The 18671-nt window shown below is 72.5% G+C and carries 16 protein-coding genes and 1 pseudogene; 8 read left to right on the top strand and 9 right to left on the bottom strand.

Annotated elements, in window-relative coordinates; genetic code table 11:
- Positions 1–3: 3 nt before the first annotated feature.
- The 3 genes from H7827_RS11655 to H7827_RS11645 all read right to left on the bottom strand — a co-directional run bounded on the left by H7827_RS11655 (position 4) and on the right by H7827_RS11645 (position 2912).
- Positions 4–687, bottom strand: a complete 684-nt coding sequence (locus H7827_RS11655; RefSeq protein ID WP_432744729.1) for a YqeB family protein — start codon at positions 685–687, stop codon at positions 4–6.
- A 100-nt stretch (positions 688–787) separates the two neighbouring features.
- Positions 788–1465, bottom strand: coding sequence for a GNAT family N-acetyltransferase (locus tag H7827_RS11650; RefSeq protein ID WP_432744726.1), 678 nt, complete (start codon positions 1463–1465; stop codon positions 788–790).
- 358 nt (positions 1466–1823) lie between these two features.
- Positions 1824–2912, bottom strand: a complete 1089-nt coding sequence (locus H7827_RS11645; protein ID WP_200365280.1) for a protein-L-isoaspartate O-methyltransferase family protein — start codon at positions 2910–2912, stop codon at positions 1824–1826.
- A 278-nt stretch (positions 2913–3190) separates the two neighbouring features.
- Here H7827_RS11645 and pdxH point away from each other — a divergent pair, with 278 nt between their 5' ends.
- Positions 3191–3823, top strand: a complete 633-nt coding sequence (gene pdxH, locus H7827_RS11640; protein WP_107046988.1) for a pyridoxamine 5'-phosphate oxidase — start codon at positions 3191–3193, stop codon at positions 3821–3823.
- 318 nt (positions 3824–4141) lie between these two features.
- Here pdxH and H7827_RS11635 read toward each other — a convergent pair whose 3' ends face one another.
- Positions 4142–4951 (bottom strand): SIS domain-containing protein, encoded by an 810-nt coding sequence (locus H7827_RS11635; RefSeq protein ID WP_432744723.1) that lies wholly within the window; start codon positions 4949–4951, stop codon positions 4142–4144.
- Between the two features lie 303 nt (positions 4952–5254).
- Between H7827_RS11635 and H7827_RS11630 the strand changes: the two genes are divergently transcribed.
- The 3 genes from H7827_RS11630 to H7827_RS11620 all read left to right on the top strand — a co-directional run bounded on the left by H7827_RS11630 (position 5255) and on the right by H7827_RS11620 (position 8022).
- Complete coding sequence (locus H7827_RS11630) at positions 5255–5959, top strand: metal-dependent transcriptional regulator (RefSeq protein ID WP_386538199.1); 705 nt, start codon at positions 5255–5257, stop codon at positions 5957–5959.
- Positions 5960–6289: 330 nt separating this feature from the next.
- Entirely contained in the window at positions 6290–7114 is an 825-nt protein-coding gene (locus H7827_RS11625) for a hypothetical protein (protein WP_432744720.1), read from the top strand.
- Positions 7115–7167: 53 nt separating this feature from the next.
- Positions 7168–8022, top strand: a complete 855-nt coding sequence (locus tag H7827_RS11620) for a hypothetical protein (RefSeq protein WP_432744717.1) — start codon at positions 7168–7170, stop codon at positions 8020–8022.
- Positions 8023–8132: 110 nt separating this feature from the next.
- Here the strand turns inward: H7827_RS11620 and H7827_RS11615 are convergent, their stop codons facing one another.
- From H7827_RS11615 to H7827_RS11605, 3 genes are all read right to left on the bottom strand, one after another.
- Positions 8133–9860, bottom strand: coding sequence for a transporter (locus H7827_RS11615; protein ID WP_432744714.1), 1728 nt, complete (start codon positions 9858–9860; stop codon positions 8133–8135).
- Positions 9857–10663 carry an ABC transporter ATP-binding protein gene (locus tag H7827_RS11610; RefSeq protein WP_030729235.1) on the bottom strand — a complete coding sequence of 269 codons (807 nt, stop codon included), beginning with the start codon at positions 10661–10663 and terminating at the stop codon, positions 9857–9859. The genes H7827_RS11615 and H7827_RS11610 overlap by 4 nt, the downstream gene beginning before the upstream one ends.
- A gap of 78 nt (positions 10664–10741) precedes the next feature.
- A complete protein-coding gene (locus H7827_RS11605) occupies positions 10742–11416 on the bottom strand; it encodes a bifunctional DNA primase/polymerase (RefSeq protein ID WP_386538243.1) in 675 nt (224 codons plus the stop codon).
- A 206-nt stretch (positions 11417–11622) separates the two neighbouring features.
- Between H7827_RS11605 and H7827_RS11600 the strand changes: the two genes are divergently transcribed.
- From H7827_RS11600 to purU, 4 genes are all read left to right on the top strand, one after another.
- Positions 11623–13062, top strand: a complete 1440-nt coding sequence (locus tag H7827_RS11600; protein ID WP_386538189.1) for a transcriptional regulator — start codon at positions 11623–11625, stop codon at positions 13060–13062.
- Positions 13063–13495: 433 nt separating this feature from the next.
- Entirely contained in the window at positions 13496–15088 is a 1593-nt protein-coding gene (locus H7827_RS11595) for a hypothetical protein (protein WP_432744710.1), read from the top strand.
- 108 nt (positions 15089–15196) lie between these two features.
- Positions 15197–15643 (top strand): SCO4402 family protein, encoded by a 447-nt coding sequence (locus tag H7827_RS11590; protein WP_200368601.1) that lies wholly within the window; start codon positions 15197–15199, stop codon positions 15641–15643.
- 92 nt (positions 15644–15735) lie between these two features.
- On the top strand, positions 15736–16614 hold the full coding sequence (purU, locus tag H7827_RS11585; protein WP_030729220.1) for a formyltetrahydrofolate deformylase: 879 nt from the start codon (positions 15736–15738) through the stop codon (positions 16612–16614).
- Between the two features lie 39 nt (positions 16615–16653).
- On the opposite strand, the pseudogene H7827_RS11580 reads toward purU, so the two are convergent.
- Positions 16654–18089, bottom strand: a pseudogene (locus tag H7827_RS11580) (MDMPI N domain containing protein).
- Positions 18086–18640 carry an RNA polymerase sigma factor gene (locus H7827_RS11575; RefSeq protein ID WP_386538183.1) on the bottom strand — a complete coding sequence of 185 codons (555 nt, stop codon included), beginning with the start codon at positions 18638–18640 and terminating at the stop codon, positions 18086–18088. The pseudogene H7827_RS11580 and the gene H7827_RS11575 overlap by 4 nt, the downstream one beginning before the upstream one ends.
- Positions 18641–18671: the final 31 nt, after the last annotated feature.

Genomic DNA, 18671 nt, shown 5'->3' with positions numbered 1-18671 from the left:
GAATCAGCCGGGGACGGCACGCCAGTGCTGCTGCCCCTCGTGATCGCGCACCACATACCCCAACTGCCCCAGGGTCTCGGTCAGATCGCGTGCCTCTTCCTTGGCGTCGCGGCGCCGCGCCTCCTTGCGGGCGGCGAACACGACGTGGACCTCGGCGGGCAGCTCGCGCGCGTGCGGCACCCAGCGGCGGAAGTCCGCCGCGTGGGGGTCGGCCTTCGACCAGGGGTAGCCGTGCCGCTGGAAGGCGGCGGCCACCGCCGCGAGCGGGGCCTGGTGTTCGCCGCGGACGAGCGGGCGGGTGGTGCGGTCCAGCACCACCAGTTCCTTGCCGTCAGGGAAGACCGCCGAGATGTCGGTGCGCGCGAAGCGGTGCGTGGTGTCGTTCAGTTCGACGGTCAGCTCGTCGTCCGTCAGGGTCAGCTTCATCGACTCGGCGACCGCGATGAACGCCACGACCAGCCCCGCCACCACCCCCACCGCGAGGAACAGGGCCCGCTGCCACCATTGGTCGAGCCCGGCGACGAACGTGAGCGGGCCCTCGAACGGCATCCAGGGAAGTGTCTCGGTCGCCCAGCGCGCCGCCCCCGGCAGCAGCCAGGCCAGCGCGAGGCCCAGCGCCGGGAACCCCAGCAGGATCAGCCGCAGTTCACCGCGCGGGAAGCCCAGCTCCGTCGTCGTCTCGTCCACCCCCACAGGCTAGGCAGCCGCCTCCGTGGGGCGCAGTGGCCGAAGGTAGCGTCCCGCCCGACCTTCGGCTACTCCGCTGCTCCGCTACTGGGCTGCTCGGCTACATCGCCCGGTGGATGAAGCTGGTGAACGGCGCCCGCGTCCGCCACCCCAGCGCCTCGTACAGCCCGCGCCCCTCGACGCTCGCGCACAGCACCGCGTCGGTGGCCCCGGCCCCGGCCGCCGCGCCGATCAGGGTGCGGACCACCACCGAGCCCAGACCGCGCCGCCGGTGGTCGGGGTCGGTCTCGATCTGGTCGATCACGGCGGTGGCCGCGCCCCGCCCCAGCGCCATCTGCCCCGTCGCGGCGACCGTGCCGTCGGGTGTGACGAGGCGTACTTCGGTCACCCCGTGCTGGGAGCCGCTGACCAGCGCGTACCCGGCGGGTACCGGGACGGCGGCGGTGGCCTCCCGGGGCTCCACGTCGGTGCTCATCAGGAATCCGGGGCTGTTGCTGGTCCACTGCGCCCCGAGCCAGCCGGCCACCGTCTCGTCCGGCAGGCACGTCTTGAGCCAGACGCACGGCTCCCCGGCGGCCTCGATGTGCGCGGCGGCCTTGCGGACGGTGATCTCGTCGGCGTCCGGCAGCACGTGCCGGGCCCGGTGGTGCGGCAGCCCCACATCGAGCCGCGCGCCCCACGGCTCCTCCACGGCGGGCGGCAGCCCACGGGCGAGGGCGTACCCCGGCACCCACGCGCGTACGAGATCGGGCACGGTCCGCGGCCACGTGTCACTCATGTGTTTGTACGCTACCGGCTTCCCCGCCGCTGGCACCGTGCGCACTCGTTCCGGCCCGTGCCTCACCGGCCCGCACCGGAGCGCGCCGCCTTCCCGGAGACGGAGGCGGAGGCGGAGGCGGAGGCGGAGGCGGTGCGTGGCTGACAGAACCCGAAGGGGCTGCCCACCCCAGGGGGCGGGCAGAGGGCGTACGGGGGACGCCGGTCAGCTCTTGCCGCTGCCATGACAGACGGAACAGGTCACCTGGACGGTCGTGCCGTCCTTGCTGTACGAGGTCTTCCCCGATCCATTGCAGACAGGGCACTTGGGCCGCTCTTGCTCATGCTTTCCCATGACGCGGGCTCCTCTGTGGTTTCGTTCACTCGATCTTGCTGAGGATGTTCTTGGGGGAGTCGAGCCAGACGTGCTGCCCGTCAGGAGTGACTGTCAGGCCGAGACGGTCGATCTCGGGGGTTCCGAGCGCAGTCCACCTGGCGTCAGCGATGACGGCCTCGTCCCAGAGATTTCTGTCTCCGCGCTGCTCCACGAGAGTCCGATGTCCGTCACTTCTGACCCATGCGTGGGAATGGTCGCCATGCAATACGGCCGTGAATCCACCGTTTTCCTGCTCAAATCCAGAGACGTCGATTCCTGGCAGGACTCCAGCCAGGAAAGCCCGCTTCCCAGCGGACGGGCCGGTCACCTTTCGGGGATCGACGGATGACACCGTCTCTCGTTCCTCCGCGTTGGCGGAGACTTCACTGCCCGGCACATCGCGCTGAGCCCGGAGCATCATGAACGAACATTCGCCGTGAAAGCGGCCGGATGCCGTGCCGTCCTCCTGGACGGTCAGGGCAGCCACCTGATAGGCGGGTGCCCAGGGAAGAACCACCCTGCCTTCGGGTCTGGTCTGTCGGATCCAGCTGTAGGGGACCTCGTGGACCCCGCAGGTGATGTGCACGCGGTCGAAGGGAGCGAAATCCGGGGCGCCGAGACTTCCGTCCCCGACGATGACGCGGGGCGAGCGGCCCACACGTGCCAGGTTCTTCCTGGCGATCGCGGCCAGCGATGGGTCCACCTCGATCGACACCACGTGCTCGTCGCCGACCAGCTTTCCCAGCAATCCCGCCGTCCAGCCGGTTCCGGTGCCCACCTCCATCACCTTGTCGCCCGGTCGTGTTTCCAACAGGCTCAGAAACGAGAAAACCAGTGCCGGGGCGGAGGAAGAGCAGGTGAAATTGAAGGTTCTCTGCACTGTTTCAGCAGTGAGTTCGGTCTCTCCGTCATCGATCTGCGTCACGATGGCGGTATTCGCATGAACCATCTCCCACCAGTGGTCGGGATCGTTGTCCCTGTCGATCCAGTGATCCTCTCCGTTCCACTGTGCGGTCGCTGAAGCCTTTCGCGGTATGAACGCATGGCGTGGCACGGTGAAAGGCAGGATTCCCTGAGGGGCCCGATCGCTCATGGCAGGCAGCGTAGCGAGGGTTTTCCCTGCCAGGAAGCGGCGAATTTCTCCCGCCGGTCATCGCTCATGTGATAAGCATTCGCCGCCGGGATATTCCCCGCCCGCTCGCTCCTCCTATCACCCGCTTTGATCCCGGAGCACGCTCCCGGCGCACCGCCCCGATCGGGCCACGGCTGTCGGACGGATGCTGCAAGATATGGCGCGTGTCCCACGCCGACGATGTCACCCGACGTACCAGCGCCACGCCGTCCGCCGCCGAGCAGCTCGACCCCGCCGCCATGCGGGCCCGTTACCGGGAGGCCGGGCTGGAGGAGAAGGACAGCGCGGCCGACCCGTTCGCGCAGTTCCTCGCGTGGTTCGGGCAGGCCGCCGAGAGCGGGCTGCACGAGCCGAACGCCATGATCCTCGCCACCGCCGACCCGGCGGGCCGCCCCAGCTCCCGGACCGTCCTGCTGAAGAAGTTCGACGAGCGGGGCTTCGTCTTCTTCACCAACTACGGGTCCCGCAAGGGCCGGGAGATCGAGGCGAACCCGCAGGTCTCGCTCCTCTTCCCCTGGCACGGCATCGCCCGGCAGGTCATCGTCAACGGGCTGGCCGAGCGGACCGGGCGGGACGAGACGGTGGGGTATTTCCGCACCCGCCCGCACGGGTCCCAGCTGGGGGCCTGGGCGAGTGAGCAGTCCTCACGGGTCGCCTCACGCGCGGAGCTGGACCAGCTGTACGCGGAGCTGGCCGAGCGCTACCCGGAGGGGGAGGACGTGCCGGCGCCGCCGCAGTGGGGCGGGTACCGGGTGGTGCCGCAGACCGTGGAGTTCTGGCAGGGGCGGGAGAACCGGCTGCACGACCGGCTGCGGTACGTGCGGGCCGCCGGGGGCGGGGCCGGGTGGACGATCGAGCGGCTCTGCCCGTAGGGGTGGGCGGCGCCCGGGGCGGTCGCGCTCGCGCGTGCGCACACGGAACGACCCGCGAGCCTGGTTCCCCTCGGCGCCGCTGGGGCGTCTCGGGGAGCCGGCCGGACGTTACCGGCGGCTCGCGGGTCGGGTGACTGCTTGGGATTGGCCGGCGGAGCCGGCGCCACGTTTCCGTGGGACGACGGCTCTAGGCCGCAGCCACCTCACGCGTCCGGATCTGATACATCTGCCGAACCACCTCCCTTCTGTGTACCTGCGACCGTAATACCGGTCCGGGGCGGCGGCAAATGTTTTTCGCCCCCGCCGCTCAGCGGGCCGCTACCGGCGCCACAGGATGCGGTCGGCGTGCGTCGCGTACACGGACTCGTTCCACTCCTGCCCGCCGTCCACGTTGGCCGAGCGCAGCAGCGGCGGCTCGATGCCCTGGTCGGAGAGCTTGCCCGCGGTGTCCGCCATCACGGCCTGGAGCAGCGCGGAGACCACCACCGTGGACGCGGGTGCGAACGGGGCGCCGATGCGGCGGGTGGTCAGCTCGGCGTCGCCGATCGGGATCTTGTTGTCCAGGACCAGGTCGCAGTGGTCCTTGAGGAATGTGCCGGACGCGCTCCTGGGCTCGGTTCCCTCGGTGTACACGAGGGAGGTCACGCCGATGACGCGCAGTCCGCGGGTCCTGGCGTGCGCGGCCATCTCCACCGGCAGGCTGTTGCGGCCGGAGAGGGAGATGACGATCAGCAGGTCGCCGGCGTGTGCCGGGCTGGAGTCGAGGGTGGCCTGGGCGAGGCCGCTGACCCGTTCCAGGGCGCTGCCCAGCAGGGCGGGGCTGACGTCGACGCCGGTGGTGCCGGGGACGGCGAGCAGATTGACCAGGGCCAGGCCGCCGGCCCGGTAGACGATGTCCTGGGCGGGCAGCGCGGAGTGTCCGGCGCCGTAGACGAACAGTTTCCCGCCCGAGGTGATGGTGTCGGCGATCAGGTCCCCGGCCTGCCCGATGGCGGCGCGTTCCTCTTCCTGGACGCGGCGCAGCAGGCGCACGGCGGCGTCGAAGAACTGGTCACCGAGAGTGGTCCGGCCGTCGGCGCCGGTGCCTATCCCGTCCTGCGCGTCCTGCTGCTCTGCCTGCGGGCTCATCTGCGCTGTCCCCTCGTGGGTGCGGTGCGGTGCGGTGATGTGCGGTGCCCTGCGGTGCGGTACTCCGCGTACGGCGCGCGACGGTGTGCCCGTCGCGCCCGTACGAGGCCGTCGCCCCGTACGCGTACGATGTACATTTCCGGGTGGGTGCCGGTCACGCGTCACGGTGAGGTCATGGGCACGCCCGTGTCAATACGGCGGCAGCGGTCTTGTAGGGCTGCGGTAACGCGCAGTGGGCTCGATTGTCGGCGCCATACGTCAGAATTGGTTCAGGGCCACCGCACGAGCTATCGAGGGGCACTTATGTCCGGACTCATCGACACCACTGAGATGTACCTCCGCACCATTCTGGAGCTTGAGGAAGAGAACGTGGTCCCGATGCGTGCCCGTATCGCCGAGCGACTGGAGCAGAGCGGCCCGACCGTCAGCCAGACCGTGGCCCGGATGGAACGGGACGGCCTGCTGTCGGTGGCCAGCGACCGGCACCTGGAGCTCACCGAGGAGGGGCGCCTGCTCGCCGAGCGGGTCATGCGCAAGCACCGCATCGCCGAGTGTCTCCTGGTCGACGTGATCGGCCTGGAGTGGGAGCAGGTGCACGCGGAGGCGTGCCGCTGGGAGCACGTGATGAGCGACGCGGTCGAGCGCCGCGTGCTGGAGCTGCTCAACCACCCGACGGAGTCGCCGTACGGCAACCCGATCCCGGGCCTTGCCGAGCTGGGGGAGAAGGTGAGCGAGCCGGACGCCTTCCTCGGGAGCGGTCTGGTCGCGCTGACCGACATGGAGACCAGCGGCGGCAAGACGGTGATCGTCCGCCGGATCGGGGAGCCGATTCAGACGGACACCTCCGTCATGCACACGCTGCGCCGGGCCGGAGTGCAGCCGGGGGCGTCGGTCAGCGTCACCCCGGGTGCGGGCGGCGGCGTCCAGGTCGGCAGTGGTGGCGAGGCCGCCGAGCTGTCGGCCGACGTGGCCATGCACGTGTTCGTCGCTCCGGCCGGGCGGGTCTGAGCGCACGGCCGATCACCGGCTCCGCCGTACTCCACCGTGGGGGCGCGCGGCGCGTCGATGGGCAGGGGACAGTGGGCCGCCCGCCCCGGCGAGCGGCCCACCGCCCACCCCCCGCGGGACGACCCGGAGCCCCGAGCTCCCAGGGTCGTTCCTCCTGCCCCATGTCTCCCCGTGCTGAGGCCGGATCACGCCTGCCCGCATGTCACTCGACCGATGGATCTTCAGGTCGAACACTAGACTTGACGAATCTCTTTTCGATCGTGTGAGACATGTGGGGGGCACATGAAGCCGGTTCGATGGCATGCCGCGCTGGCCGCTTCGATGACGGGGATGCTGCTGACGGGATGCGCGCAGACCACCCTCTTCAAGGACCAGGCGCGCGAGAGCCGTCCCGACGACAGCACCGTGGTGCTCTCCGAGACGGCGGCGGAGCGGGACGGCGAACCGGAGACGCCGCAGGAGATCCCGCTGCTCGACCGGCCGGCCGAGGAGATCTTCTTCGTCGGGATGGAAACGGCCTTCGCGGCGGAGTCGCTGCGTATCGTCATGACGTCGGACGGGGACGAGGCCGCGATGGACGTGGAGATGCACTACGACCGCTCCGGTCGATGCGTTGTCACCATGACCGAGTCGGGTTACGGCGGGATGGAGTTCATCATCGTCGAGGACGAGGCATGGATGCGGCTCGACAGCGCGTTCGTGGACAGCCTCGTCGCCGAGGATCCCGAGTGGGAGGATTTCATCCGGCAGATCGAGGGGCGCTACCGGCACATTACGGCGGACGAGCCGGGTGCCGAGGAGGTGCTGACTTTCTGCCAGTCCGACGAGTTCCTGGACCTGATGGACCTGACCGATGTCGATGGGGGTCCCGGTGACGTCGCGCCGTGGGCGGAGAAGGGCGAGCTGACCACCCACGAGGGAGTCGAGGTCATCCCCATCGAGGGGGAAGAGGAGGGGATATCGGTGCGAGCCCTGGTGGCCACCGAGGGGGACCCCTATATGCGCCATCTCGTGATGGACGGCGGGGTGGACGGTGTCGTCGAGATGTGGATGAGCGACTTCGGGGTCCCCGTGGAGATCGAGGCGCCGTCGCCGGAACTCGTCTACGGGCCCGATGATCTGCTCTTCGACTTCTTCGGGGAACTGTACGTCTGACCGTCGCGTCTTCCCGCACGCAAGCAAACGGGGAAAAGACGGGGGAGTTGCACATGGGACGCGGTACGCGCACGACAGCCCTCGTGGCGGCGGCGCTGGCCGGAACGGTGGCGCTCACGGGGTGCGGATCCGACCGCGAACGGCCCTCCTTCATCGGCGAGGGGATCCCCACGGACGGTGGGGAGCAGGACGAGGAGGGCACCGGCGGGGACGGTGACGAGGACACACCGGCCGGCGGGGGCAACGGGGTCACCGACCTGCCGCCGACGGAGATGGTCAGCAGCGCGATGGACGCGGTGACCGGAGCGGACTCTCTGCGGCTGTCCGGAACCATTGAGGAGAGCCCCGGTCAGCTGATGGAGATCGACATGCTGATGGATGTCCGGGGGGACTGCGCCGGCACCGTCGCGGTCGCGGGCGAGGGCTCCTTCGAACTGCTCAAGCGCGGCAACGAGCTCTGGTACCAGCCGGACACGGAGTTCTGGCAGGCCGTCACCGGGTCGGACATGACCGAGCTGTCGGGCATGTATCTCTACGGGACCACCGACAACCCGGACGCCGAGGCCATGGCGGAGATGTGCGACCTGGAGGGGTTCCTCGGCAACTTCGGTGACGTAAGTGGCATGACGTCCGACGAGGTCTCCGTGGGCGAGGAGAGCACGCACCTGAACGTTCCGGTGATCGCCCTGCACGAGGTGCCCAAGCCCGGCAGCTCCCGGGAGAGCACCCTGCTGATCGCCACCGAGGGCGAGCCCTACCTCATGCACATGGAGCAGACCGAGCGCGGCACCACCAACGCCATCTCGATGAGCGACTTCGATGTCCCGGTGGACTTCGACGAGCCGGCCGCCCATCTCGTCCTCGACCTGGAGGAACTGGCCAACGGCGGTGCCCCCGGCGGGTTCTGAGCCCGCCACGCACACCCGCACCACCCGCACCACCCGCAGCCGGCCACGGCCGCTGCCGGCGGGGTGGGCCCGGCCGGTACGGCGACCGGCCGGGCCCACCCCGTACGTCGTCACGGCTTGCTGACCGCCGCCAGGATCTCCGGCAGCCGGTCCGCGGCCCGCGGGGCCGCCCAGCGCAGTCCCGCCCAGGCCATCGCCAGGCCGTAACCGGCGCCCAGCGGCAGCACGATCCAGGCCCACCCGGCCGCCGAAACGTTCAGCCAGATGGTCAGCCCGATCAGCGGACCGCACAGCAGCGCGCCCGCCACCATCCCGCCGATCACCCCGTACCAGACCATCGAGACCTGACCCGCCGCCACATTGCGCATCGCGTTGTCCTGCGGGATCGAATACGGGAAGCGCACCGAGGCGACCGCCCCGCCGCCCAGCAGCACGCCCAGCAGCGCCAGCGCCAGCCCCATGGCGTCCGGCAGCCGCACCCACTCGTCCAGCACCGCCGCCGACACCAGCACCACCACGCACGTGAACGGCACGCCGATCAGCGCGATCGCCAGCAGCCGCCCGCGCAGCTCCAGGTAGGCGTCCCGCTTCGTGTGGATGGTCTGCGTGATCAGCCAGAAGGCGCCGTAGTCCATCCCGAACTGGTTGTACATCTGCAGGCCGAGCAGCGCCGCGCCCCAGCAGGCGTGGTAGATGGTGGCGGAGCCCTGGGCCGCCCAGATGAACGGGAGCGTCACGCCCATGCCGACCGCGACCGCCCAGCTCATCTTGGCCTTCGGGTCGCGCCAGGCGTAGCGCAGCGCACGCTCCATCACGACGCCGTCGCGGCCGGCGGGCAGCAGCCGGGTCAGCAGGCCGCCGCCTTCCCCGGCCGCGCGCCCGCGCCGTTCCTTGCCGCCCGTCTCGGGGGCCATGATCGTGGAGCCGTCCGGCGAGGTCATCAGCCGGGTCAGCGTCCGCTGCCACCACCACACCAGCAGCGACAGCGCCGCCACGGTGCCGGCCAGCGCGGCCACCGCCACGCCGTACGAGCCGGCCGAGGCCGCCCGTACCGCCTCGATCGCGGTGGCCGGGGGCAGCCAGCGCAGGATGTCGGCCATGGTGTGCAGCGGCCCCGAGCCGCCGTCCCCGGCGACCTTCTGCACCAGCAGGTTGATGCCCTGGACGCCCAGCGCGATCACGACACCGGACAGGATCGCCAGGTCGCGGCCCTTGCGGCTGGTCAGCAGGCGGGCGTTGGCGGTGGCGATGGCGCGCGAGGCGACGGTGCAGGTGAGCAGGATCAGGGCGATCGCGACCACCGCCAGCGTGTAGCCGCCCGCGCCCCGCGCCGTGCCGAGCGCGGCGCCCGCCACCAGCATGACGGTGAAGACCGGGCCGACCCCCACCACCGAGGCGGCCAGCTGCGCCGTCATCAGGGAACGCGGGCTCAGCGGCAGCATGACCAGCCGGCCCGGGTCCAGGGTCTCGTCGCTCGCGCCCAGGAACAGCGGCATGAACGCCCAGGTCAGCGCGGTGAGGGCGACGACGACGGTGCTCAGGGCCGCGATGTGGGCGTTGCCGCTCAGCGCCAGCAGTCCGAGCATGCCGAGCCCGCCGAACAGGGCGGCGGTGATGGCGGTGGAGATGAATCCGGCCTTGCGCCCGGTGGTCTGCCGCAGGCCGTTGCGGATCAGGGAGAGCTTGAGCCGGACGAAGGTGGCGGTGATGACGGCGGTGTCGGCGTACGTGCCGCGCGGTGCTACCGCCCCGGCGGGGCCTCCGGTCACCGGGTCGCTCGTGCCGCCGGCGCCGTTCCCGTTCGCCGGTGCCGGCCCCGGTTCGGTGAGAGTGCTCATCGCGCCCGGTCCCCGCCCAGCCAGTCGAGCCGGTCGTCCGCGCCGCCCCCGGCCCGGGCCCCCACCAGCTCCAGGAACGCGCTCTGCAGCGAGTCCGCCTCACCCCGTACCTCGGCCAGCGGGCCGTGCGCCCGGATCCTTCCGGTGGCCAGGACCGCGACCCAGTCGCACAGCGACTCCACCAGCTCCATCACATGGCTGGAGAAGACGACGGTGGCGCCCGAGGCGGTGTAGCGCTCCAGCACCCCGCGGATGATCTGCGCCGACACCGGGTCCACGCCCTCGAACGGCTCGTCCAGGAAGAGCACCTCGGGGTTGTGCAGCAGCGCCGCCGCGAGCCCGATCTTCTTCCGCATGCCGGTGGAGTAGTCGACGATCAGCTTGTTCTGCGCGCCGGCCAGGTCCAGGACGTCCAGCAGCTGGTCGGCGCGCCGCTCCACCTCGGCGGCCGGGATCCCCCGCAGCCGGCCCAGGTAGCTGAGCAGTTCGCGCCCGGTCAGCCGCTCGAAGAGCCGCAGCCCCTCGGGCAGGACGCCGATCCTGGACTTCACGTCCACCGGGTCCCGCCACACATCACGCCCGACGATCTCCACGGTGCCCGCGTCGGGCCGCAGCAGGCCGGTGATCATGGACAAGGTGGTGGTCTTGCCCGCTCCGTTCGGCCCGACCAGGCCGATGAAGCGCCCCGCGGGCAGGTCGAGATCTATCCCCGAGACCGCGACCTGTTCCCCGAAGGTCTTCCACAGCCCCCGTACCCGTACCGCGGCGGCCGGAGCGGCCGCCGCATTCCCCGTATCTGTCATGAACCCACCCTAAGGGGCGGGAAAGAACCCGCCCCCCGGCCCGGACCGCGTCCGGGTGGTGCCCCCGGGTGCCGTGGATCAGCGGCGGAACCGGCTCTCCTGCCCGCAGGCGTACGCGAGCTGCGGCATGAGTTCGTCCGCGTCCGGCAGCCAGCGGTTGGCGTCGGTGGGCCGGCGTACCCACTGCACCGAGCCGCGCACACCGATGCGGGTCGGCGGCGCCGGCACGTACTCGCCCTCGCCGCGCGCGATCAGGTCGATCGCCTCGGGCGACCAGCCGTGCTGCCGCACCAGGGCCGGCACCTTGGCGGCGTTGCCGGCGAGCACGAAGAAGTACATCCGGCCCAGCGGCGTACTGGCGACCGGGCCCAGGCTGGTGCCCATCCGCTCCATGCGGGCCAGCGCCAGGCAGCCGGCCGTCTCGGACACCTCGACGATGTCGAAGGTGCGGCCGGTGGGCAGCAGGACGCAGGCGCGCGGCTCCTTCGCCCACATGCGGCGGGCGGAGGTGGCGCTGCCGGTGGCGTGGCCCACCCAGTTGGTCCGGGTGGCGTGGGCACCCGGCGCATCACAGGCGGGGAGGGCGCACGAGCAGCGCGTCACACCGTCCGCGTATTCGAGCCAGGTGCCCGGCAGCACGTCCCAGTGCCGCTCGTCCGCGTACCGGACGGCATGGTCGACCATTCCGCCGTCGCGCGGCTGCGGAACGCCAGGTGCTGAAGTAACGCTGATCTTTTCTTCCACGTTGATCACAACTACCTTCTCCACGGGGGGTAACGGGCTCCCCGTGTCCGGGTAGCGACCCTGGGTGATGACGATGCCCGCCCGGAGTCCGCCCGGGGGGACCCGGGCATGTGGGGCGCATCGGAGCATCAGTGGGGGCGTACGGGATGGACCCGGCGGGGGCCGGGCATTGATCTTCCCTGGTGCAGGGTGCAGGCCAGCGAGGGAGCCACGTCATGACTGCCAGAACAGTGTCCCCCGGACTGACCCCAGGGTTGCCCCATTCACGGCAGCCGAACGAGCGTCTGCTGTCGCTGATCCGCGAAGCGGGCTGCTCGAACGCGGGGTTGGCACGGCGGGTGAATGTGTGTGCCGCCGAGCGCGGCCTCGATTTCCGCTACGACAAGACCTCGGTGGCGCGCTGGATCAGAGGCCAGCAGCCGCGCGGCCGGGCCCCCGACATCATCGCGGAGGCGATCGGCCGCAAGCTGGGGCGGACGGTGACGGTCGACGAGATCGGCATGGGCACCGCGCGCCAGCTGGCGTCCGCCGTCGGGCTGCACTTCGCGACCGGGCTCGCCGAAGGCGTGGAGCAGGCCGCGGAGTTGTGGCGTTCGGACGTGGCGCGCCGGGAGAGCGTGGGCGCCGGGGGCCCGGGCGGCGCGTACGGTGCGGGCAGCGCGCATGTGGCGCCCGCCGCGCTGGTGGAGCCCAGCCGGGACTGGCTGATCACCCCGGCGGACCCGGAGGTGGCGCGGGCCAGCGGCCCGCGCGTGGGTTCCTCGGACGTGGCGGCGGTGACGGCGACGACGGCGGCGCTCGTGGACCTGGACCGCCGCTGGGGGGCCGGGCATGTGCGCCCCGTGGTGGTGCACTACCTGAACAGCGTGGTGTCCGGGCTGCTGGCCGGTTCCTACCGGGAGTCGGTGGGGCGCCAGTTGTTCGCTGCGGCGGCCCGGCTGACGGAGCTGGCCGGGTACATGGCGGTGGACAGCGGGCTGCCGGGCCTGGCCCAGCGGTACTACATCCAGGCGCTGCGGCTGTCGCAGGCGGCCGGGGACCGGGGCTTCGGCGGGTACGTCCTGGCGGCCGGGATGAGTCATCTGGCGGCCGAACTGGGCAATCCGCGTGAGGTGATCCAGCTGGCGCGGGCGGCGCAGGAAGGCACCAGGGGGCGGTGCGGGCCGCGGGCGGAGGCGATGTTCCTGGCGGCGGAGGCGCGCGGGCACGCGCAGTTGGGCGACGCGGCGAGCTGTCACCGGGCGGCCGGTCTCGCGGAGGGGGCGCTGGAGCGGGCCGGGTCCTCGGGCGGCGCGGACCCCGAGTGGATCCGGCACTTCGACGAGGCCTATCTGGCGGACGAACTGGCCCACTGCCACCGGGATCTGGGGCAGGGCGGCCGGTTGCGGGAGCGGGCCACGCAGGCGCTGGCGGCCCACCCGGAGAGCCGGGCGCGGCGACGGGCGATCGGGCTGGTGCTGCTGGCGACGGGGCACCTTCAGGAGGGCGAGCTGGAGGCGGCCTGCGCGACGGCGGACCAGGCGGTGACGACGCTGTCCTCGCTGCGTTCGGGCCGGGGCGCGACGTACTTCGAGGACTTCCGCACCCGACTGGATCCCCATCAGCACGATCCGAAGGTCCGTGACTTCACCCTGCGCTGGGATCTGGCCGGGTAGCCGCGCGTTCCCGGTGCGGCTCGCGGAACGGCCCGTTCGCCGGGGGGAGGAAGGGGAGCGGTGACCCGGCGCGCCCGCACGGCCGCCGGAGCCGGTCCGGCCGGCTTCCGCGACCGTCCCTTCCCGGCCTCCGCCTCCCGCCTCCCGCCTGATCGTCGACGACCTCGGCGGCGACTCCGGCCGGGTCGGCGAGCGGACCGACCGCACCGCCCGGTCCTCACGGCCGGTACCGGCGCGCGGCCGGGCGAGCCGGAGCCGTACCGCTCCTGACCCCGAACAGCCCCGTCCCGCCCCGGCGCCGCGCGGTTCCGTGGGGTACATCACCCCCCGGGTTTCTCAATCCGAGCGGTGCGGGGGCGGGATCGTGGTGAGGGGCGCCGCGGAACCGGTAGCGTGACCGGGCGATCGGCGTTCAGCGAACAGGAGTTCCTTGGTGACCAGCCGCAACGGTCGGGACGATGAAGCCCGCGAGGGCGTGGTGCTGCCCTCGCATCGCGGGCCGTGGGACGACCCGGGTGCGGAGACCGTGACGGCGCCGACCGTGGGGCAGCCCTGGGGACAGCCGTGGGGCCCCGACCAGCGCAACCCGGTGACGGCGCAGCCCGCCCACCAGCCGGAGCAGCCCCCGTACCAGCCGCAGCCCGGCCACCAGGAGCACCACCAGCAGCCCGGGCATCAGCATCAGCCTTACCCGTCCCAGTCGCCGCACCAGCAGCAGCCGGGGGCCGGGCGGCACGCGCTGCCGCAGCAGGCCACGCCGCCGATGCCCAGCACCCCGCCGGCCGCCCCGGACGAGGCGGCCACCCAGATGATCCCGCCGATCACCGGGGGCATCTCCCGGCCGGAGGCTGGGGGGGACTACCACCCGGCCACCCAGCTCGTGCCCCAGATCACCGGGGACACCCCGCCGCCCCCGCAGCACCACGAGGCGGCCACCCAGCTCATCCAGCCGATCACCGACGCGGACCCGCACGGCGCCGCCACCCAGCTCATACCCCCGGTGGTGGCCGACACCTCGACGGCCAAGCTGCGTCAGCTGCCCGCGCCGGGCGGCGCGGCGGACCCGGAGGGCGCCACCCAGCTCATCCCGCCGATCAAGGACGTGGAGTCCACGACCCAGCTGCGCGCGGTGACCAGACCCGCGGGCGGGGGCGGGCGGCACGGCCGCCCGGCCGGCCACGCGGCCCCGCCGGCCGGACCGGCGAACTCCTCCGGCATCGAGGCCACCCAGATGATGCCGCCGATCACCGACGCGGGCCCCCCGCCGGCCCCGCACGGCAGAAGGGCGGCGCCCGCGGGACCGGCGGGGCCTCCGTACGGAGGCCGGGCCGCCGCGCGGCGGGCCGCAGGACCGGCGCCCTCGGCGCGCAACTCTCCCGCCCTGCTGATCGCGGCCGTCGTCATCGGCTGCGCGATCGTCGGCCTGGCCGCCGGCGCGCTGCTCAGCGGCGGGGGCTCCGGGGACGACGGCCCCGGCAGCACGGAGCCGGACGGCATCCTCAACGGCGGCCCCGAGGCCGAGGGCACCCGGGAGGACGGCGCCGGGGCGCCCGAGGACGAGCACGCGCTGGCCCAGGCCCAGGCGCAGGCGCTGTCCGATCTCCTGGAGGACAGCAGCGGAAGCCGCGAGTCGGTCATCGCCGCCGTGGACCACATCAAGACGTGCGACCGGCTCGGCGAGGCGGCCGAGGACCTGCGGGCCGCGGGTGAGGAGCGCAACGGCCTGGTCACCCGGCTCGACGAACTGGCGCTCGACCGGCTGCCCGACCACCAGTCGCTCTCGGACGCGCTGCGCGAGGCGTGGCAGGCGTCCGCCGCCGCCGACTACTCGTACGCCGCGTGGGCCGAGGAGCTGAAGGACAACCGCAAGGCGTGCCGGGGCGGGTCGCCGCGGCACACCGACAACGCCTCCCAGGCCGAGCAGTCCAGCGGCCAGGCGACCTCCGCCAAGGAGCGGGCGGCCACGCTGTGGAACCCCGTGGCCGGCCAGTACGGGCTGCCCACCCGGGACGCGAGCCAGCTCTGACACGGTCGGCGGGAGCGGGCGCGGACCGCACGCCGAGCCCACAAACATACGATCTCTCCTGTGTCAGATTCGGAAACCCCTTCCCGTCGCCCCCGTCGTTCCCCCACCATGGGCGGCATGCCGCTCAACGACATGCCCTGGTGGCGTTGGCGCGCCAATGTGCGCTCGGCGCTGCATATGCTCTCGGACCCCGTCTTCCACCAGGAGTGCTGGCTGCCCGGCCTCCCCGGCTACGGCGACGTCACCGACGCCGTCTACCGGCTGGTCGAGGACACCTGGCTGGACAACTGGTCGGCGGAGAAGTACATCGGCACCGTCTTCCGGGACACCCAGGAGGCCGCGCTGGTGGATGTGGCGGTGCTGCGCGTGCTGCGCATCATGCACCAGGTCGGCGCCGACGCCCCGGTGGCGGCGTACCTCCAGCACCACGGCTGGCCGGAGGCGGTACGGGCGGCCCGCGAGGCGCACGTGCGGCTGGCCACGGCGGACGGCGACAACCCGGACGTGCGGCCGACCTCCCTGGACGAGCTGACGGCGACGGTGGCCGCCGTCTGACCCGGAGGCCGCAGTGGCCCGCGCCGGCCCGGCCCGACCGCCGTCCGGACACGGTCGGGCCGCCGCCCCGGAATGTGCCACGCTTGGGCAGTATGAATGCCGCAGCTGCCGCCGCCGCCCCCGATGAGTATGTGCTGACGCTCTCCTGCCCGGACAAACCGGGCATCGTGCACGCCGTGTCCAGCTACCTCTTCATGACCGGCTGCAACATCGAGGACAGCCAGCAGTTCGGCGACCGCGACACCGGCCTGTTCTTCATGCGGGTGCACTTCACCGCCGAGAGCGCCGCCTCCACCCCGGAGAAGCTGCGCGCCTCCTTCGCCGCCATCGGCGACTCGTTCCAGATGGACTGGCAGCTGCACCGCGCCGACCAGCGGACGCGCATCGTCCTGATGGTCAGCAAGTTCGGCCACTGCCTCAACGACCTTCTCTTCCGCACCCGCATCGGCGCCCTGCCGGTCGAGATCGCCGCCGTGATCTCCAACCACACCGACTTCGCCGAACTCGCCGCCTCCTACGGCGTCCCCTTCCACCACATCCCGGTCACCGCCGACACCAAGGCCGAGGCCGAGGCGCGGGTGCTGCGGATCGTCGAGGAGGAGGGCGTCGAGCTGGTCGTCCTCGCCCGCTACATGCAGGTCATCTCGGACGACCTGTGCAAGAAGCTGGAGGGGCGGATCATCAACATCCACCACTCCTTCCTGCCGAGCTTCAAGGGCGCCAAGCCCTACCACCAGGCGCACGCCCGGGGCGTGAAGCTCATCGGCGCCACCGCCCACTACGTCACCGCCGAACTGGACGAGGGCCCCATCATCGAGCAGGAGGTCGCCCGGGTGGGCCACGGCGTCACCCCGCAGCAGCTGGTGGCCATCGGCCGCGACGTGGAGTGCCAGGCCCTGGCCCGCGCCGTCCAGTGGCACAGCGAGCGCCGCGTCCTGCTCAACGGCACCCGCACCGTCGTCTTCGACTGACCACCGGGGCCGGGGCCAGGGCCAGGGACCGGCCCCGGCCTACAACCGCGAGAGGGCGGTCAGCGCGTTCAGCACATCCGTGATCGCCGCCTGATCGCCCTCCCCGCCCGCCGCGGCCTCGGCCGGCGACAGCCGCCCCGCCGCCAGCTGGCAGAACTCCACATCCTCCAGCGCGACCTGCGCCACCGCGTCCCGCGCCGCCACCCGCGTCACGGCGGCGGTCGGCGAGTCCAGCGGAATCCAGTAGTCGCCGCCGCCCGCGCCCTCGATCTCCAGATGGACGGTACGGCCCGGACTCCCCGCCGTCGTCAGCCGCGCCCGCGTGGTGGCGAGCCCGGCCCGGCGCCGCCCGGCGATCGACCCCGGAAGCCGCCGCGCCGTGAGATCCACCAGCAGCCGCAGATGCGACCCCAGCGGCGGCTCGTACGGGTAGTCCACCGCCCGCGCGATGTCACCGGCGTGCGTCCAGCACGCGAACGCCCGGTTCAGATACGCGTCCGACAGCGGGATCTGCGGCTCGGTGGCCGCCCCGAGCCCCGGGAAGAGACCCGGATCGCACGCCGTCGCCGGCAGCATCCGCTCCCCGGTGCGCCCGCCCTGCCGCGCGGCCTCCGTACCAGCTCACGGCTCTGCTCCCGCCACCGCGCCCAGGCCCGGGCCGCCGCGACCCGCTCCGGCTCCGCCGCCGCCCCGCCGGCGGTGGCGGCCACCAGCCGCCACGTCGCCTCGGTCCGCTCCAGCGGATCGCCCGGCGCGCCCTCGCCCAGCGGATCGGGCAGCCCCACGGCCCGGGCCAGCAGCCCGTCCATGGCCACCAGGTGATCGAGCACCTGCGCGATCGTCAGCGACCGGCGCGCCCGTTCATCCCCCGCGAACCAGTGCACCCGCACCGGAATGTCCCATTCATTCGCGTTGATGTCGTGCAGCAGGGCGTCCAGTCGCGCCGCCTCGGCGTCGTACGGGGCAGCCCACCCCGGCACCGGCAGCACCGGCGGGCGGCGCGCCAGCGCGCTCTCCAGCACCCGGGGCCGCAGCTGCGGATCCAGATCGAGACTGCGCGGCGGCTCCAGCAGCGTCACCGCGTCCCGCAGCCGCAGCGCCTCCTCGGCGCACCGGGCGCACTCGTTGAGATGCGCCTCCACACATGCCGTCTCCGCCGGGGAGCAGGCGTCCAGCGCCCACACCCCCAGCAGCGACATCAGCTCCTGATGCGTCAGCCGCCCGTCTCCTTCCGGACCCGGTGCTGCTACGGGGTTGGGGGTGCGCGGCCCGGTGCGCTGCCGCGGTGCGGTGCTCCGCCGTGCCGGGCTCACCGGGGCGGGGCCCACTCCGGGGCCGCCACTGCCGCCACTGCCGCCGCCCGCGCCGGGCCCGCCGCGCGGCGTGGGCACCCGGGGCGCCCCGGTGGACCCGGCGCCGCCGCCGGCCGGCTCCTGATCACCGGGCTCCCGGCCACCGGGCCGTGCCGCCGTCATCCGCGGTGCTCCCGTCGTACGTCGTCGGCGCCGCCATCCGGATAGGTAGCGGCCGAGGACAGCAACTGCAACCCCAGTCGCAGCCTGCGCCGCGCCTCGGCGTCGGAGATGCCCAGCTCCCTGGCCACCTCGCGGTAGTCGGTGCGCCCGCCCCTGGCCAGTTCCAGCGCCTCGCGCAGCGGCGCGGGCATGGCCGTCACGATGTAGTCGGCCCGGGCGAGGGTGGAGGCGGTACGGATCCGCTCGGCCGAACCGGCGCCCGCGCCCTCCCGGCGGCGCAGCCGCGCCACCGCCAGCCGGTGCGCCTCGTCGGCGATCCAGGAGCGCATCGGCCCCTGCTCGGGGTCGAAGCTGTCGGGGGTCGCCCAGATCCGGCCGAAGACCTCGCGGGTCACCCGGGCCGTGGCGTCCTCGTCGCTCAGCACGCGCTGGGCGATGCCGTACGCCAGGGAGGCGAAGCGGTCATACAGTTCGGCCAGGGCCGCGGCCTCGCCGCGCTCCAGCCGCCGGCGCATCGCGCGATCCCACTCCGGCGGTGTCTCATGTGCCATCCCTGCCCCCAAGCGTTCTCACACTCGGCAC

The organism is Streptomyces sp. JH002, assembly GCF_050916115.1.
In the GTDB taxonomy this organism is placed as follows: domain Bacteria; phylum Actinomycetota; class Actinomycetes; order Streptomycetales; family Streptomycetaceae; genus Streptomyces; species Streptomyces xiamenensis.
The sequence above is the reverse complement of the archived record's forward strand: the minus strand, read 5'-3'. Positions and strand labels throughout refer to the sequence as shown.

Coding starts and splice junctions, on each gene's coding strand:
- H7827_RS11645 (WP_200365280.1), bottom strand. CDS start 2,912: ATGAGCGATCGGGCCCCTCAGGGAATCCTGCCTTTCACCGTGCCACGC.
- H7827_RS11630 (WP_386538199.1), top strand. CDS start 5,255: ATGTCCGGACTCATCGACACCACTGAGATGTACCTCCGCACCATTCTG.
- H7827_RS11635 (WP_432744723.1), bottom strand. CDS start 4,951: ATGAGCCCGCAGGCAGAGCAGCAGGACGCGCAGGACGGGATAGGCACC.
- H7827_RS11625 (WP_432744720.1), top strand. CDS start 6,290: ATGCTGCTGACGGGATGCGCGCAGACCACCCTCTTCAAGGACCAGGCG.
- H7827_RS11650 (WP_432744726.1), bottom strand. CDS start 1,465: ATGAGTGACACGTGGCCGCGGACCGTGCCCGATCTCGTACGCGCGTGG.
- H7827_RS11590 (WP_200368601.1), top strand. CDS start 15,197: ATGGGCGGCATGCCGCTCAACGACATGCCCTGGTGGCGTTGGCGCGCC.
- H7827_RS11610 (WP_030729235.1), bottom strand. CDS start 10,663: ATGACAGATACGGGGAATGCGGCGGCCGCTCCGGCCGCCGCGGTACGG.
- H7827_RS11600 (WP_386538189.1), top strand. CDS start 11,623: ATGACTGCCAGAACAGTGTCCCCCGGACTGACCCCAGGGTTGCCCCAT.
- purU (WP_030729220.1), top strand. CDS start 15,736: ATGAATGCCGCAGCTGCCGCCGCCGCCCCCGATGAGTATGTGCTGACG.
- H7827_RS11620 (WP_432744717.1), top strand. CDS start 7,168: ATGGGACGCGGTACGCGCACGACAGCCCTCGTGGCGGCGGCGCTGGCC.
- H7827_RS11575 (WP_386538183.1), bottom strand. CDS start 18,640: ATGGCACATGAGACACCGCCGGAGTGGGATCGCGCGATGCGCCGGCGG.
- pdxH (WP_107046988.1), top strand. CDS start 3,191: ATGCGGGCCCGTTACCGGGAGGCCGGGCTGGAGGAGAAGGACAGCGCG.
- H7827_RS11615 (WP_432744714.1), bottom strand. CDS start 9,860: ATGAGCACTCTCACCGAACCGGGGCCGGCACCGGCGAACGGGAACGGC.